Source organism: Nocardioides sp. Root140 (assembly GCF_001426745.1).
Taxonomy (GTDB): domain Bacteria; phylum Actinomycetota; class Actinomycetes; order Propionibacteriales; family Nocardioidaceae; genus Nocardioides.
This window is the reverse complement of record NZ_LMFI01000007.1, coordinates 23,184-38,075: the sequence shown is the minus strand read 5'-3', so window position 1 is coordinate 38,075 and position 14,892 is coordinate 23,184. Positions and strand designations below refer to the sequence as shown.

The 14,892-nt window shown below is 65.9% G+C and carries 19 protein-coding genes; 13 read left to right on the top strand and 6 right to left on the bottom strand.

Annotated features, from left to right (window positions below; genetic code table 11):
* The 7 genes from ASD30_RS26900 to ASD30_RS26555 form a co-directional block, all read left to right on the top strand.
* Window positions 1-562, top strand: a 562-nt coding sequence (locus ASD30_RS26900; RefSeq protein WP_056681062.1) for a ParA family protein, incomplete at its 5' end; no start/stop codon positions are given.
* Window positions 562-984 (top strand): hypothetical protein, encoded by a 423-nt coding sequence (locus ASD30_RS27160; protein WP_200951135.1) that lies wholly within the window; start codon window positions 562-564, stop codon window positions 982-984. The genes ASD30_RS26900 and ASD30_RS27160, both read left to right, overlap by 1 nt.
* Window positions 985-1,496: 512 nt before the next feature.
* Window positions 1,497-1,745, top strand: coding sequence for a hypothetical protein (locus ASD30_RS10295; RefSeq protein WP_056681060.1), 249 nt, complete (start codon window positions 1,497-1,499; stop codon window positions 1,743-1,745).
* A 268-nt stretch (window positions 1,746-2,013) separates the two neighbouring features.
* Entirely contained in the window at window positions 2,014-2,262 is a 249-nt protein-coding gene (locus ASD30_RS10290) for a hypothetical protein (protein WP_056681058.1), read from the top strand.
* Between the two features lie 375 nt (window positions 2,263-2,637).
* Window positions 2,638-2,859 (top strand): hypothetical protein, encoded by a 222-nt coding sequence (locus ASD30_RS10285; RefSeq protein WP_056681055.1) that lies wholly within the window; start codon window positions 2,638-2,640, stop codon window positions 2,857-2,859.
* Between the two features lie 44 nt (window positions 2,860-2,903).
* On the top strand, window positions 2,904-3,266 hold the full coding sequence (locus ASD30_RS10280; RefSeq protein WP_056681052.1) for a single-stranded DNA-binding protein: 363 nt from the start codon (window positions 2,904-2,906) through the stop codon (window positions 3,264-3,266).
* Between the two features lie 197 nt (window positions 3,267-3,463).
* A complete protein-coding gene (locus ASD30_RS26555) occupies window positions 3,464-3,937 on the top strand; it encodes a hypothetical protein (protein ID WP_156393614.1) in 474 nt (157 codons plus the stop codon).
* Window positions 3,938-4,011: 74 nt separating this feature from the next.
* Here ASD30_RS26555 and ASD30_RS10270 read toward each other — a convergent pair whose 3' ends face one another.
* The 3 genes from ASD30_RS10270 to ASD30_RS10260 all read right to left on the bottom strand — a co-directional run bounded on the left by ASD30_RS10270 (window position 4,012) and on the right by ASD30_RS10260 (window position 6,154).
* The gene (locus ASD30_RS10270; protein ID WP_056681045.1) at window positions 4,012-5,364 is read right to left on the bottom strand and encodes a hypothetical protein; all 1,353 of its coding nucleotides are present in this window, start codon (window positions 5,362-5,364) and stop codon (window positions 4,012-4,014) included.
* On the bottom strand, window positions 5,361-5,684 hold the full coding sequence (locus ASD30_RS10265) for a hypothetical protein (RefSeq protein WP_056681041.1): 324 nt from the start codon (window positions 5,682-5,684) through the stop codon (window positions 5,361-5,363). The genes ASD30_RS10270 and ASD30_RS10265 overlap by 4 nt, the downstream gene beginning before the upstream one ends.
* A 143-nt stretch (window positions 5,685-5,827) precedes the next feature.
* Window positions 5,828-6,154 (bottom strand): single-stranded DNA-binding protein, encoded by a 327-nt coding sequence (locus ASD30_RS10260; protein ID WP_056681038.1) that lies wholly within the window; start codon window positions 6,152-6,154, stop codon window positions 5,828-5,830.
* A 538-nt stretch (window positions 6,155-6,692) separates the two neighbouring features.
* Here ASD30_RS10260 and ASD30_RS10255 point away from each other — a divergent pair.
* From ASD30_RS10255 to ASD30_RS10245, 3 genes are read left to right on the top strand one after another with little or no spacing between them, the layout of a single operon-like run.
* On the top strand, window positions 6,693-7,103 hold the full coding sequence (locus ASD30_RS10255; RefSeq protein WP_162250942.1) for a plasmid mobilization protein: 411 nt from the start codon (window positions 6,693-6,695) through the stop codon (window positions 7,101-7,103).
* Window positions 7,104-7,129: 26 nt separating this feature from the next.
* Entirely contained in the window at window positions 7,130-8,791 is a 1,662-nt protein-coding gene (locus tag ASD30_RS10250) for a relaxase/mobilization nuclease domain-containing protein (RefSeq protein ID WP_156393613.1), read from the top strand.
* On the top strand, window positions 8,775-9,626 hold the full coding sequence (locus ASD30_RS10245; protein ID WP_056681028.1) for a hypothetical protein: 852 nt from the start codon (window positions 8,775-8,777) through the stop codon (window positions 9,624-9,626). The genes ASD30_RS10250 and ASD30_RS10245 overlap by 17 nt, the downstream gene beginning before the upstream one ends.
* Window positions 9,627-10,997: 1,371 nt before the next feature.
* Here ASD30_RS10245 and ASD30_RS10235 read toward each other — a convergent pair.
* The 3 genes from ASD30_RS10235 to ASD30_RS10225 all read right to left on the bottom strand — a co-directional run bounded on the left by ASD30_RS10235 (window position 10,998) and on the right by ASD30_RS10225 (window position 13,681).
* A complete protein-coding gene (locus tag ASD30_RS10235) occupies window positions 10,998-11,729 on the bottom strand; it encodes a TIGR02391 family protein (protein WP_056681022.1) in 732 nt (243 codons plus the stop codon).
* 83 nt (window positions 11,730-11,812) lie between these two features.
* Window positions 11,813-13,093, bottom strand: a complete 1,281-nt coding sequence (locus ASD30_RS10230) for a hypothetical protein (RefSeq protein ID WP_056681019.1) — start codon at window positions 13,091-13,093, stop codon at window positions 11,813-11,815.
* Between the two features lie 9 nt (window positions 13,094-13,102).
* Window positions 13,103-13,681 carry a hypothetical protein gene (locus tag ASD30_RS10225; RefSeq protein WP_056681016.1) on the bottom strand — a complete coding sequence of 193 codons (579 nt, stop codon included), beginning with the start codon at window positions 13,679-13,681 and terminating at the stop codon, window positions 13,103-13,105.
* Between the two features lie 113 nt (window positions 13,682-13,794).
* Between ASD30_RS10225 and ASD30_RS27945 the strand changes: the two genes are divergently transcribed.
* The 3 genes from ASD30_RS27945 to ASD30_RS26550 are packed head-to-tail and all read left to right on the top strand — an operon-like array spanning window position 13,795 to window position 14,638.
* Window positions 13,795-14,061, top strand: a complete 267-nt coding sequence (locus tag ASD30_RS27945) for a helix-turn-helix domain-containing protein (RefSeq protein ID WP_442938233.1) — start codon at window positions 13,795-13,797, stop codon at window positions 14,059-14,061.
* Window positions 14,061-14,462 (top strand): hypothetical protein, encoded by a 402-nt coding sequence (locus ASD30_RS10215; RefSeq protein ID WP_056681011.1) that lies wholly within the window; start codon window positions 14,061-14,063, stop codon window positions 14,460-14,462. The genes ASD30_RS27945 and ASD30_RS10215 overlap by 1 nt, the downstream gene beginning before the upstream one ends.
* Window positions 14,462-14,638, top strand: coding sequence for a hypothetical protein (locus ASD30_RS26550; RefSeq protein ID WP_156393611.1), 177 nt, complete (start codon window positions 14,462-14,464; stop codon window positions 14,636-14,638). The genes ASD30_RS10215 and ASD30_RS26550 overlap by 1 nt, the downstream gene beginning before the upstream one ends.
* The last annotated feature ends 254 nt before the right edge of the window (window positions 14,639-14,892 follow it).

The following is a 14,892-nucleotide window of genomic DNA, read 5'->3' as shown; positions in this document are numbered from 1 at the left end:
CGACCCACAGGGCTCGGCGGGGGACTGGGCCGACACCGCCGGCGAGAACCTTCCCTTCGACGTCGCCCAGGACACCAACCCCGAACTCCTCGCCCAGCTGCGCAAGCTCGACTACGACATCGTCCTGGTCGACGCGCCCGGCAGCCTCCAGGACGACAGCGTGCTCCGCACCGTCGTCGCCGAGGCCGACTTCGTCATCCTGCCCACCGAACCGGCCGCCCTCTCCATCCGGCCGCTCCTGCGCACGGTGAACGACCTCGTCAAGCCCACCGGCACGCCCTATCGAGTGCTGCTCAACAAGTGCGACGGGCGAACGCCAGGCCGCACGATCGACGCCGCCGGCCTCCTCGACAGTCTCGGCCTCGCGCGCCTGCGCGCATACGTCCGCCTCTACGCAATCCATCAGGACGGCCCCATCACCGGGCAGGTCGTCACCCAGTACCAACCGGCCGGATCGGGACAGCTCGCCATCGACGACTTCACGAAAGTCACAGACGAGCTGCACAAGATCTGGGAATCCAAGGAAGAAGAAGCCGCGGCTGAGCTGAAGGTGGCCCACTGATGGCACGCGCGAACCTGGGAAACATGCTCGCCGGCATTCAGGAGAAGGACCGAGCCGAATCAGCAAGCGAGAAGGCTGTGACCCCGGTGGTCTCCATTGTCGACAAAGCGACCCCGGCCGCGACGGACCCGCAGCCGGCGACCAGGGCGACAACAGCCACGACCACGCGGACCCGTACAGCGAAGTTGGAGTCCGAACTTCCCCGCTACCTCGAACTCACTCGCAAGGAAGCACGCCTCACCGACTCGCAGCTCGACGACCTCGCCGCACTCACCCGCCGCCTCAACAAGACCAGGCGGGGGAGAGGGGAGCGACTCACCGACAACACCCTCATCCGCGTCGCCGTCGACATGCTCCTGGCCAAGGAATCCTCACTCTCCGGAACCACCGAAGAAGAACTCCGAAAGTCTGTAGGTCTGTAACTAACAGACTCCCGGCTCCCGAACCACTTCGCGGCCGACTGTGCGGCAAGGCGAAGCCCACTGTGGCCGCGGTGCGACTCACGATCTGCGTGTGAGCCCGCACCGCGGCCACAGTCACGTCGTCCAGGGGCAAGAAGAAGGCCCCGGCCGTAGGGTCTCGGGTCCCCGGCCGGGGCACAGCCCGACCGTAACAGCCGCCGAACGACAGTCATCAAGAAGCTGACGTCAGCACAACGGAAACCACCCGCCGACACGGTCGAGAACACGAAGAGTCAAGTCGACCTGGGGCAGCACAACGACCCAGACGAGCACGAGCGTCGCGTAGGGCGGCCGAGGGCCGCGGTGACGGGGGGAGGGGGTCTTCTCAGGACTTCTCATGGTTTCCTATTGCGCCGGCGAGCGACGAGTCGGCGGCCCTCGGATTTGGGCTGCGCGGACCCGGGACTGTGCTGATCGATTGGCGTGGTGCATTGCCCACGAGCCGCGCCAGGCGGACGTCTACGCTCGATGACGTGCCCGACGTCATCTCCTACGACCAGCTCGACGCCCTCGAGGTCGAAGTCCTCGTCGAGGGCGTCTGGTGCTTCGGCACCCTTCACGAGTGGCGGCTCAAGGACGAACGCTGGATCGGCTGGGTCCGCTACAACACCGGACCCGGCAAGAACTGGATCGGACAGTTCGACCAGGACCTGATCCGGCCCTACACGTACGTCGACCCTCGATCGGCCGGCATCACGTCGACTGAGCGACCCTCGCGCTAGCTGAGCGGCAGACCGGCCCCCGGCAGCGGACCGCTACACGCGCCACCCCCTGCCTGTGCCGAGCCAGCGCATGCTCCGGTGGGGTGGGGCTTGCTCCCTCGTGGACAGCCCTTGGGCGCTCCGCGACTCTGGTCCGCTCGCCGACCGCTGCAAGGGCGGACATGTGGCCTCCGGCCACCCTTGCACCCGCCAGCTCCTCAGCGGACCCACGTCCTCCACACACAGGGCAGCCCACACAGGACAGCCCCCGAAACCGGAGGAGCACACCATGACCACGCACACCCAGATCCCGGACGGCACGCCGCACCTGGCCTTCTACGACCCCGCCAGCTACCTCTCCTTCGTCTGGACCGGCAACCCCGACGACGACATTCTGGTTCAGCGGGGCGGCTACGGAGAGCCGGTCATCGCCACCGTCCACCCGCTCACACCGCCGTGGGAACTCAACGCCACCGACACGATCGCGGCCTTCAAGATCATCTGCGCCCGCTGGGTCGAGACCTGGGAAGGACACTGAACACCCGGTGTGCCGGGGCCAGGGCCCCGGCACACCCACACGCCGACCCGCAAAGGACACGCCCACGGGCGAGACACCGTCAACCCGGCTCGTCGGGGAGACCCTTCTCGCACGAAGGGAACACCCCGGGACCGGGCAACAGCGGCCCGGTCAAGGACACGGCCTACGGCCGCGACACCACCACCGGAACCACCCGGGTTTCCCTGTTCCCCAACACCGAATTCTTTCATGGCCACGGACGGGTCAAGGGCGAACATGTCGCCTCCGGCGACCCTTGACTCCTTCCGGCCGTGGCCACACAGATTTCGGCAGTTGTTGGGGAACAGGGGGCGAGTGGCCCATCCAACCAACGCACACGACCAAGGGGAGCAAGCCGTGAACATCAAGGACCGCGCACAGGCGATCGCCAGGGCACAGGCAGCCCTCACGAACCTCGAAGAGCACCCAGCGACCACGCGCAATCAGCTCGGTGCAGCACGCGACCAGCTCAACATCGTCAAGAACTGGGGCACAGAGCCGCAGGTCATGGATGCCGTCTTCGCGATCGAGTGCATCGTCCTCGAGGTCTACGGCACCCCGCCCAACAAGACCGACTGACCGTCACCACCACCAGCAACACTCAACCAACAAGGAGAACCATCATGCTGAACAACACCACCGTCACCTTCGCCGGCAACCTCGTCGAGGACCCCGAGCTGCGATTCACCCCCACCGGGAAAGCCGTCGCGGACTTCCGCGTCCTGGTCAACCGACGCACCAAGAACGAAGACGGGGAATACGTCGACGCCGAGCCCACCGGCCACAGCTGCACCCTGTGGGAGAAGCAGGCCGAGCACCTGGCCGAATCCGGCCGCAAGGGGGACCGGGTCATGGTCACCGGCCAGCTGGTCACCGAGAGCTACCACGACCGCGACAGCGGCGAGAAGCGCTACAAGACCCGGATCCAGGTCGACGAGGTCGGACTCTCCCTCGCGTGGAAGCCCGCACGCGTCATCACGGCCTGACCCCCGACAGGGGCCCCCAGCGCGGGTGCCCCTCTCCGTTCTCGGGAAGGACTCACATCATGCGATGCGACACCGGCCACCAACCCGAGAACCCCGGAGTAGAGGAACCCACCCCGAGCGATTCTTCCGAATCACCTGCGAACTCACTTGGGTGGACCGAGACTGGTCGAACTCACTGACTACCGAAGGCCAACGCCATGCCCAAGTTCGATCCCGAAACTGGAGAGAAGCTCCGGTTCGATCCGGAAACTGGCGAGCAGCTTCCGCTCACTGGCGGCGACGTCCAGCGTGAGTTGGGCGACCCCGAGAGTCCTGTCGGCGAGGGCGGGGTGCAAGGTCATTCCGGATCTGGGCTTACGAGATCCAGGAAAGGTTTAGCACTTGTCGGGGTCGCGTGTTTTGTGGCCTTGGCCGTCGGCGCAGCAGGTGGTTACTTGTTCCAGCAGCAGCGAGTGGATGATTGCGCTATTGCGGTGCAGGAGTACAACGACTGGCAAGGGATTCTCTATCGCGGACTGGAGACTCAATCGAAAGACGATGACCCAGGGGCGCAAGTCCTTGAATTCGGCCAGGTCCTGGAGGACATGGACAACATCACCGACAAGTGGCGTGACGAATACGACGCCGATGACGTCCAGGAACTGGGGGAGCGTTGCACGGGCGACGACTGACATCCGGCCGCGCCTGTCAGCAACGGGACCGGACACCAGGCACAGTCATCATCACTCGCACAGCGAGGACTCTTTCACCGCCCGTAGGAATCGCGCCCGGCCCGTGGGCGTGGTGAGGGGTGCTGTGGTGGGCGGCTGGTCGGGGTGCTGTCGAGGGTCGCTCGCAGCTTCGCTCGCTCCACAGCGTTGGCAGGTGTCCACGGGGGCAGGCCTACGGGCTGGGCGTTCACGTTGATGAGGTTGGTGAGGCGGACATCTAGCTCGGAATTGTGGTGGATCCGCGTTGGACCGACCAGCTTCGTGACGTCTTGGCGGCGCAGGTTGGAGTGCTCCCGTGTTGCTTCTGTTCGGAGTGCCCGGGCACCTTGGACGCAGGCTTCGCGGGTTGCGTGGAGTAGGTCGGTCATCTCACCGGGGGAGAGGGTCTGAAGTTTGTTGTCGAGGTCCAGGGCTCTGGCTCGATAGCCGAGTTCGTTCAGCTGGCCCGTGATGTGAGCGCGTGGCAGCGTGGGGTCGACGTCGATGAGCAGTCGGGCCCCGGGTTCGAGGTCGTGCAGGCTGTCGGCGAGCTCGTGGAAGCCGGCGGCCTCGGTTGAGCAGCCGGGGATCTGGGTCGCGGTCTTCGCGAAGCGTCGTGTCAGCTGTTCTTGGGTGCGGATGAATCGGATGGCTTCGTCGGTGGTGATGCAGGGGCCGAAGGGCATCTCGTAGCTGTGGGAGCCGCGGAGGGGTGCCAGGTTGTTGGCGAGGTGGCGCTGCGCCGGCGCGAGGTCTCCGGGGCCAGGGACCAGGAGGACGCCGGTGGCGTCCAATTCGCGGACGCTGTTGGCGCTGGCGAAGTCGGCGCCGGGGTTGGTGGTGTACCACCGGGCAGTTTTCGCCAGGTAGGACACGTTGGCCCTGGCCTGGTCGACGTCACTGGGGGAGTTGCCCGTGACGAGTAGTCCGGCTTCGGTGAGGTCGTGGTCGAGGACGGTGAGGGCTTCGACGATTTCGGCCGAGTCGCCCACCAGGTGCCAGAGGCTGCCGTTGTCCCTGAGCCATGCGTCACGGTCGGGGGAGGCCGCGAGCTGGTGGGTGGCCAAGACATGGTTGGAGGCGGCTTCACGCCACCAGTGAGCTGTGGGGTCTGAGGGGGCGATGGAGAGGGCGTCGAGGGGTGAGAGCCCACCGGGCACGTAGTGCTCCCGGCTGGCCGGCATCTGGTCGAGTGTCTGCGCCAGGAGACCGATGGAACCTTTGTAGCGGCCGAGGCCTCGCCGTTGCGATCCGAACAGGATGAGCCGGCTTCGGGCGTCGTCGAGCAGGATGCTGCGACATTCGAGCGCGTTGCGGATGGCCTCGGGCTCCACTGGCAGCTCGGCCTTGCCGATGAGTGCGACGAGGGCGGTTGCGGTGTCCTCTTGGTATTCGCCGTAGGTGGTCACAGTGCGTCGACCGCCTCGAGGAGGAAGGTCCTCGCTCGGGTGAGCCGGAGGGATTCATCGAGAGATCCGGCGTGTGGCAGGCGTGCTTTCACGGCCGCGCTGAGAGCCAGGACGGGAGCAGGGTGGGTGATGGGTTCGGGTTCCATCAGTGAGACGTCGGCGGGCTTGTGTAGACCGTTGCCGCAGAACTCTGAGTGTGCGTCGCCGATGAGGTCGGCGATCAGCTGCGGATCACTGGTTTCGTGAAGGTGGTTGGAGACCTGGCGGAAGAGGACGTAGAGGTCGCAGAACTCCGGGTCGGTGTGTTCGATGAACGACATGCTGGTGGCATCCCTTCGGGGTGGCTGTTTCAAACGGTGGTGGGTCCAACATGCCCCGGGTTGGGCTGTCGGTGCGCGGCCGCGCGACGCGTTTGTGGATAACTTCCGGGTGCAGCTGCAGGGTGAAGAATCGTGTCCGGTGCTCAGGTCGTGAGGGTCTGGCCGATGGCGTCGACCACGACGGTGTCGCGGTATCGCTTGGTGCCGTTGTCGGTCTCCCAGCTGGTCGTCTCGACGTGGCCGATGACGACGATGCTGTCTCCGATGGTGCGGGCGGCGAGGGCTTCGGCTCGCCGCTTCCAGGCCTTGATTTCGTAGCGGGTGGCGTCGGCGTCGACCCACTCTTCGCCGGCCTTCTTGCGGTGGTTGACCATGACGACGGCCTCGCATACCGAGGTGTCTGTGTTGGGGGTTTTGATGAGCTCGGGTTCGGTCGCGAGCCGGCCTTCGAAGCAGATGATGATGGGCATGTCTGGGTGTCCTCTCTTGGGTGGTTTGTGGTCCTGGTTGGACCACCGCGAACCGTTCGAGAACGACGGCCTGGTGGTCCTCGAGCTTCGCCCGTGGCCACTCGGCCCCCTGCTCCCGAATAACTGCCGCCCATGCGCTCACCGGCCCGGTCAAGGGTCCGACGGAGGAGGACATGTCTTGCCCTTGACCGGGCCGGTGAGCGTGTAAGACTGGGCGGCTTCGGGAGCAGGGGAGACCCCAGCGGACCTGCACTCTGTGAGTGCCGTCCGGGCTGGCTGGTGACGGCCGTCGGCCGTCTCGTTGATGCGCTTTTTCGGAGGTCCGAGCCGCCGTTCGGCGGGCTCCTTCCAGGTCCATTCCCGTTGGCTTCGCGGGTCCCGAGCCACGGGACGCCTGACGGCGTCAGATGCGCGCTTGACCGGGAGCAAGCTAGTGCACAAGGTGCCCTTGTGCTGGACAGTCGTCCCCCGGTGGGGGAGACTGTGAGTGATGGCTCCCCTGGCGGGGAGTCGCTGCGCTAGGCGAAAGGAGCGCGTCGTGACCGACGGCGAGGCGACGACGGGACGTCGACGAGTGGGTCGCCGGCAGGAACGCCGGCCGGGGTCACCGCGCCCTCATGTGCACAAGGTGAAGGTGACCAGGGACCAGGAGGAGCTGCTGCTCGCGAAGGCGTCCGAGCGGCAGATCACCGTGTCGCGGTTGCTGTTGGAGTCGGCCATGGCGGGCGGTGCGGAGGCCGCCAAGATGCGCTCTGAGATGGCGGGGGAGTTGTTCCGAAACGCCCGGCTTCTGGGCAAGGTTGGAGTGAACATCAACCAGATCGCCAGGGCCACGAATGCGACGCTGGAGACCCAGCCGGAGACGTTGGCGGCGATGGATGCAGTGTCCCGGGTTGCGGCCCGGATGGAGGCCCTTCTCGATGGCCTCGAGGGTGGTTCCCGGAAGTGATCCCGAACGTGGTCAAGGGTGGGGACATGCGCGGGTTGATCAGGTACCTGGTCGAGACCCGGGAGGGTCGCACGGAGAACGTGCACACCGATCCGCACGTGATCTCTGGTGATGATCACCTGGTGGCTTGGCATGGGTCCGAGGTGCTGAATCTGGATGCGGCCGGGGAGATCTCGGCGTACCTCGAGGAACCCCGCAAGCTGTACGGGACCGAGGTCCGCACGAAGGTGTGGAAGGCGGATCCGGAGACGGGGGAGCGGCGACCGGACCTGGTCGTCGACCCCGACACTGGGCGCCGGGTGCAGCGCTACCGCGACGAGCACGTGTGGCACTGCTCGCTGTCGCTGCGAGCCAGCGAGGGGCCGTTGAGTGATCAGAAGTGGGACGCGGTCGCGCGAGACTTTATGGACAAGATGGGCTTCACCGAGGCAGCGGGAAAGGCTCCCTGCAGGTGGGTGGCCATCCACCACGGAACGTCAGCTGCCGGCAACGACCACATCCACATCGCGGCCTCGATGGTCCGTGAGGACGGCACTCGGTGGGAGGGCCGGTTCCGCGATTTCCGGACCGCCCAGCAGGTGGCCCGCGAGCTCGAGGTGAAGCATGGGCTGGAGCGGGTCGAGGGTCGCGAGCAGGGAACAGCGGCACGGGGAGAACAGCGCGCCGAGACCGAGCGCGCGGCCCGGTCCGGGGCGACGTCGACGGTGCCCAAGGAACTGGCACATCGGATCCGGTCGGCAGCCGTTGCCTCGACCGGGGAGGCCGAGTGGATCCGCCGGCTCCGGGACAGCGGTGTGGTGGTGAAGCCGTTCTACGCGAAGGGCACTACCGATGTGGTGGCCGGCTACCGAGCCGCGGTGAAGGGCGGCGCGGGGGAGAAGCTGGTCTTCTACGGCGGCGGGAAGCTGGGCAAGGATTTGTCCTTGCCGCGGCTCCGGGAAGGGTGGGCGGCACCGAGCATCGAGCAGGCCGAGGAGATCTCGGGCGAGTGGCAGGCAGCCTTCCGTGGCCAACCGCCCACGACCAAGAAGGGCCGAGAGCGGAGCCCGTTGGCGACCACGGCCCCGGACGTTGCGGCCGACCGCCTGGGTGCATTCAGCGAGAGGCTGCGGGCTCTGCCGCTGGATGACCGGGCAGGGTGGGCAGTGGGCGCCCGCGATGTGTCGGGGGCACTGTCGGCTTGGGCGGCATTCGACAAGACGAACTCACAGGAACTGCGCACGGCCGCGGAGGTGGTCGGCCGATCGGCACAGCTGCGCCGGCGCGCCGTGGCGCCTAGGCCGCCGACGGCGGCCAGCGGCATGGCCACCGCGTTCCTGTTCGCAGCAGCTCGAGGTGAGGACCGGAACAAGATCAAGGCGGCGGCCCTGTTGGCGCAGCTGGTGAGCGCGGTCGGCGCCCTGCGGGACTACCACCGCGAGCTGGGGCACCTGCGGCACGTCCAGGCGCTCGAGCAGGACGTGCTGGCCCGGCTGCAGAAGTTGCCGTTGCCCGGCTACCGCCCGGCCCAGCTGAGTGCGCAGGAAGAACGCGCGTGGACCGCACAGCAGGTCGCACGGCAGGGACAAGCCGCACAGGGTGAACCCGCGCGTACGCCTGGCTCGCCGCTACCGCGGCCGCTGACACCGAAGCCCGAGCAGAGGATTCCATCCACACACAAGGGAGACCGAGATGACCGTTCACGGTGACGACCCGCTCGACGACATGAGCCGAGTAGGAATGAAGGCCGGCATGGTGGCCTCGCGGCTGCTCGAGACCGCTGCCCGGGCGAAGCAGGACCAGGCACGGCAGGAGAGCGCGCGCGCCGAGCAGCGGGCCGGCGAGTTGCAGGATCGCTATCAGAGTGAGGCCGTGGTAGCTGAGCGGTATCTCGCGGCGGCGACCAAGGACGCCGACTGGGTGTCGAGGACCGAGGCCGATGAGGTGGTGGGTGCCTGGCGGACGGCCGCGGAGTGGCGGGAGCTGGAACCGGAGCGGTTCACCGCCTACGCCGAGGTCGTCGACGAGCGACTGCGGTCGACGTACGGGCTCGACATGACCAAGGTGACCGCCGGGCTCGACGGCGATCTGGGACGTGCAGAGCGGGTTCTGTTGAAGCACATCGAGGAAATCGCGGCCGAGAAGGACCAGGCGGCGACCGAGGACCGCGAAGCGGAGCGGCTCCGGGAACGCCAGCGGGACCAGGTCGACCAGGAGGCGACCGCGGACAGCCCGGACGTCGCGGCTCGAGCTGACGCCGAGCGTCTAGGGCACGAAGCCGCGGCCCACGAGAGCATGAGGGACGAGCACGCTGAGCGGGCGGACCTCTTGGAGTACGACTCGGCCGACCGGCGCGCCGCGACGGTCGCGGAGATGGAAGACGCGGAGGTGCCAGCCCAGCAGGCGGCCGCGCACGCGACCGCGGACCGGCTCAACGCACACGACCCGAAACTGGCCGCAACGAACGGTCGACCGGTCAAGGGAAAGAGCCGCGCCAGCAGAGCTGGACGTGGCCAGCAGCGCGACCGCGGCCGGGCCCGCTGAGCGAATCCCTTGCCATGAACTCTCGGGAAGAAACCACCGTGCCGGAGGGTTTCGAACCACCCTGGCGTGACATTCCGGCTCTCGCGTGGGTCGCGGCGCGTGCATACGCTCCGAGGACCTGGCCACCCCGCGCGGCACGCTGCGTGGCGGGCTGCTCGTTGCTCGTATGGGCGCCTTTGCTCGTGTGCTTGAGGACCGGGCGAGTCCTCGCTGCGACGGAGCGTAAGGCGTTGATGTCCATCACACCTGCCGACGGAAGACCCAGACCGCACTTGTCCCGGGTGCTGGCCGTCGGCGTCGCGTTGTGGATCTGCGCTGTAGTGGGTGTCGTGGCTGTTGGTGTCTCCATCGCGTACGTTCTCATGTGGGCTGGAGTGGGCCCCCGAGCGACGATTTTCCTGGTGTCAGCGCTCGTTGTCGGTCCGGTATTCGTCGCTGTGGCGTCTGTGCGTCCGTGGCAGATCATTCGATCCCTGGCCGTTGCTCCCGCCGCGGCAAGGACGTTGCGGAAGCAGGCACCGGGGGCAGCCGTCTGGCAGCTCGGCTCACTGGCGGCGTGGCCGGAGCGCGCGGGGCATGGAACTGCGCTCGTGGCTGGCCTGCTCAGAGCATGGGGAGATGGCGGCTACGCGGTCGCCCGCCCGCGGGACCGCCAGGTTGCGCGATGGTACCTGCGCCTCGGCATGCAAGAACTTCCATCCAAACGCGCGCTATACATCGAACTGCCTCAGCAGGCGGAGGGGAAGGGCGTCGGACCTATGGGTTAGTTCGGCGCAACGCCACGGGCATGAGGATCGTCGTGACCTCCCACCGATCTTGGTCCGGGAGGCTCTGGGGAGGAACACCACCTCCTCACCTATGCGCTTACGTGCCTGTTCGTGACACTCTCACTCCGGGGCCCATTGCTCCTGGTCCTCATCCAGCTTTCGACCCACCTCCCGCATCCCGTGACGTATCGAGATGAGAGCCCGCCGGCCCCACCCAGGGACCGAGAACCAGTACGAAGACTTCGCGCGCTTGTTACGCCTGACCGCATCGGTACGGACCATCAGCACCGTCCGCCGACCCAGACGGCACACGTGCACCGACTGCGTCTCTTCCCACGAGTAACTGAAGTGCTGTCCGCCGCTCGCCGCGTATACCCACCGCTCAGAGGTCACGAACAAGTCGCCCCGCGGCACGGACGTTGAGCTCCCGCGGGGTAACCGCCACCTGGCACCTCTGACGAGTTCATGCACCTTCTCCGCCGGGAACATCACCGAGACCTGTGCTTTCGTGTCCATTCGCCCATCGTGCTGTGGTCTCGCGAGCAGTGTTCATTATGGTGGCGGACATACCCGAAAGGTGGGTATGTCCCGGTGGGCAACCCGCTCACACTTGCTCGGGACACACCACCACCTCTGTATCCTCAGCCCAGCGAGCAACAGTCGACAACACCGCGAGCAGTTCAAGACAGACCTGCTCCTCCCAACCTGGGTCCATGTGTGCGACCACGTTACGGATGCCAGAGAACGCGCCCATCGCCGTGTTGTGCAACCCCTCCTGGCGCGACTTCCACGTGTCCGACGCTCGGTCACCGGTCACCCACAGTCGTGTTGCGCCGGGCTTGGGTCTTTGCGAGAACACGTCCTGGACAAGCTCACGGTCGGCGGCAGTGCTCCCCGACTTCTTTTGGATGTGAGCCGTCAACGACTTCGCGGCCTGCTCGACCGCCACCGCATGCTGCCCTGTCTCCCAGAACGTGGCCGCAGCATTCCAGACCCAGTCATGCAGACGATCCGCTGCCATTGTCGGCGCGATCGGCCGCAATTTCTCCGCGACAATTGCCATGTCTCGTGCCACCCCGAAGGCCCGGTGCGCGGCTGACCGCCACTCTGACGTGTCCGGATACCCATATTCGTTCGTTTCCATCAGAGGCACATCGGCGTGCACGGGTGGCGCGTTCAGGGTCCGGATGATGGCGTTATTGGAGTACAGGTTCGTTAGCAGTTCATGCCGGCCCTCTGACGCCCCCACGTGGTCGTCCTGGTGCTCAGCGAGCAGCACTGCGTCGCAAGTTTCGATGGTGTGCTTGAGCACTTCCGTAGCCCATTTCGCGTCCATGGGCGAACGGTAGCGCCCTCGCTGCCTCATCGCCCGTAGCAGGACATCCCCTCGGGAACAGACGTCCTTGGGTGCGCCGACGGTCAATGATCGAGTATGAGGCGCACATTTCGGAGGTCGTCATTTCGCCACCAAGAAGATAGGGCGGATCTTTCTGACGCCGGCAGGTGGCTGAGCGGTCCAGCGGCATCAATGAGCATCTTGCTAAGCCGGGCGCAGCCTTCGGATATCTGGAGGCTTACGACTCCCTCAGCCGCAGGAGCGAGTACCTGGTCCAGGCGGCGTCCAACCTCTCGTTTGTGGGCCTCGCTTAGGCGACCCTGATAGGCGTTTTCCGATTCCATGAATGAGTGCCATCGCACCGGGTAGAGAGTTTCGTCATCCTGAAGAAGCATGTCGATGCCAAACATGAACTCGATTGATGCGGCACGCCCGTTTACATCCGTCAGACCAGCACCTTCTGGACCAAGGACCGGATAGCGGGCGGCATAGGGGACGGTGGGAAGAGTGACCACCACAACTCGGCCTGGGAGTTCCAATCCGGCGAGCTGTCGCGCAGCCGCGCGACCCGCGGTGTCGTTGTCGACCACAGCAATGATCCGGTTCATGACGTCAGCGCTGACCATGCCCTTTGTGAGTGAAACCACGCGGTCGGTGCCACCGGGGGCGCGGTAGCTGTCGAAGTCAAGAAACTTGAACACATGCGCAACGGAGGGGGCGGCGATCTCTAGGGACCGCCGCAACCATCGTGAGTCACTTGCGCCTTCCGTAATGACGATCACCGGACCGCTCGCCGCGACCGAGTCTGCGAGCCGAGTGCGAGCATCCCTGTGGGGGTGCTCGTTCGAAGCCATGTAGCCACTCACAACGAGGTCTGAGAGATCCAGCTTCACGACAGTGGAGGAGCGAGTGCTTAACAGAGCTAGCGATAGGGCAAAGCGGGGGTCGTCGTAGCACTCCTTCAAGTACTGCCATTTGTCATAGAGGAATGACATCGCCGGATCTCGACGCAGAGGTGGGAGCCCGGCGGCGGCCGCCTGACCTCGTCGGCTCGTCATCGCAGCGACGATTGAGGAAGCAGTGGGGAATGTGTCCCATCCTTCTGGCCAAGAATTGCGGTCGTCGTCTTCGTCGTCTTCGTCGAAGAGTTGCACGGCCAGGTCTCGGACCCGTTGCGACGAGAGCCCCTGTAGCGCCAAGCGCTCACGAAGCACTCCGGCGGGCGTTGCGTACACCATTGAATCCGCGTCGATCGCCACGCGATCGTCGTCTCGGAAAACCAGCATCAACTGGTCCGAGACATAGTTCTTGCCCCAGATCGGCGCGTCGGCTCGTCCGATCTTGATGTTCCACCACGAGCCCATCGGCGGACTCTAGCTGACGACGGGTGGGGCCCATCTGGAGTGGGCTGACTGTCGGGTCATCCCCGTGGCCCGACCGATCGCCTCCCAGCTGACGGACTGCTCCCTCGCCGCGGCGACCGCCGCTGTGAGCTCGTCTTGGGCGTTCTCGACGCGCTCTCGTGCCTTGGAGATCTCGTCGAGGGCGTCGAATCCGCCGACGTGGCTGCGCCTCCAGAGGTTGCGGAGTGCGTCTTCGTGGGTGTCGATGACGTCGATGACGTCGTCGTCGGCTGCGTAGATCTTGCCTGCGTTGGGGTTCTCCAGGGCAGGGGAGGGGACCCGGGTGACCAGGTCGCTGACCCACTGTCTGGATCCTGCGGGGCCGGAGGTGTTGCAGTCGCAGACCACTCGCCAGCCGATCACCTCGGCAGCTGGTCGGGTGAGATAGCGCTCGTCGGTGATCGCGCCGGGTTTGCCGACGTAGTCGATGCCGACAATCACCTGGTCGTGTGGCACGCCGCCGCCTGAGACGCCGATGCCGCGTTGCCCGTCTTCGAACTCGGGGAGGACGTAGCCCTCGTGTTCGCCGCTGTCAGTGATCCAACCCATGTATGCGATAGTGTCAGGTATGTCTGACGCCAGTCAAGGGCACGTCAGGCTAGCCTGACATAAGGTAACTTATCGGCTAACGAATGATTCATGCACTTGACGAATGATTCGCGGTGGAGAACACTGGACGTGTGGCAATTGAATGGAGACTGCGCCAGCTGATGGCGCAGCGCGACTTGTGGCACACCACCCAGTTGCACGGTGCCCTCACTGACCGGGCGGCCATGACCGGTGGACGCACCTGGTCCAAGCCTCAGATCTATCGACTCGTGGCCGGTCGACCGGACCGGCTCAGCCTCGAGCTGCTTGACACACTGTGCGACGTCTTGGGCTGCACGCCTGGTGACCTACTCGTCCACACCCGGGAAGGGGATGCCTGATGGGGTTCTGGGACGCGATCGGGCACTGGCTCACCTCGCCCGGCTTCGGCGGGCTGGCCGCGGTTGTGGCGGCCAGCATCGCCTACGCCGGCGTCAAAAGGTCCGTCCGTTCACAACGGGACGCGAACAGGAAACAGCAGTGGTGGGAACGTGCACGCTGGGCCCTCGACCTGACTCTGTCGGAGGACACGACCACCCGCACCATCGGACTGGAGGTCCTCGACGCTCTCGGCAGGAGCGAGTACGCAGGCGAGCACGAGTACGACGTCGTCGAAGCCGCAGTAGCGCCCACACTGGAGGCCTACGCAGATGAAACCGGCCGCGACTACGAAGACGATGGTCTCGGAACCGGCGATGAGGCACACTTGAACACAGACAACGACCAGGACGGAGACCGCTGATGGCCACCACTCGCCGCCAGACCGCAGCCCGACAGGCGGACAACGGTCGATACAAGAACGTCTCCGAGCGCGAAGCACGAGCCGCCGCCCGCGCCAAAGTCACCATCGACGAGCGACGCGGCAAGAGCACCCAGCAGTGGGTCAAGGACTTGGCCGAAGGAAAAAAGACCGCCTGACAACGGGAACAGCTACCCCCATGTGCGCATCGGGAGGGGCGCTTAGATCCGCCGAGATCACCTCGAGCTGTGGGCGGCCGCCCGCGTCGTGAAGGCGGATCCCTCCCGAGTGCGGGGTCTACGCCAGGCGAAGGCGTAGAGCACGCACGAAAGTCTGCACTGAGCCTGCGCGGCCAGAGCACCAGACTCGTCGTCACCTCGCTCAAGGGGCGTCCGCGAGGCTTCGTCGCGCCCGCTCCTGCCGTCATCAAAAG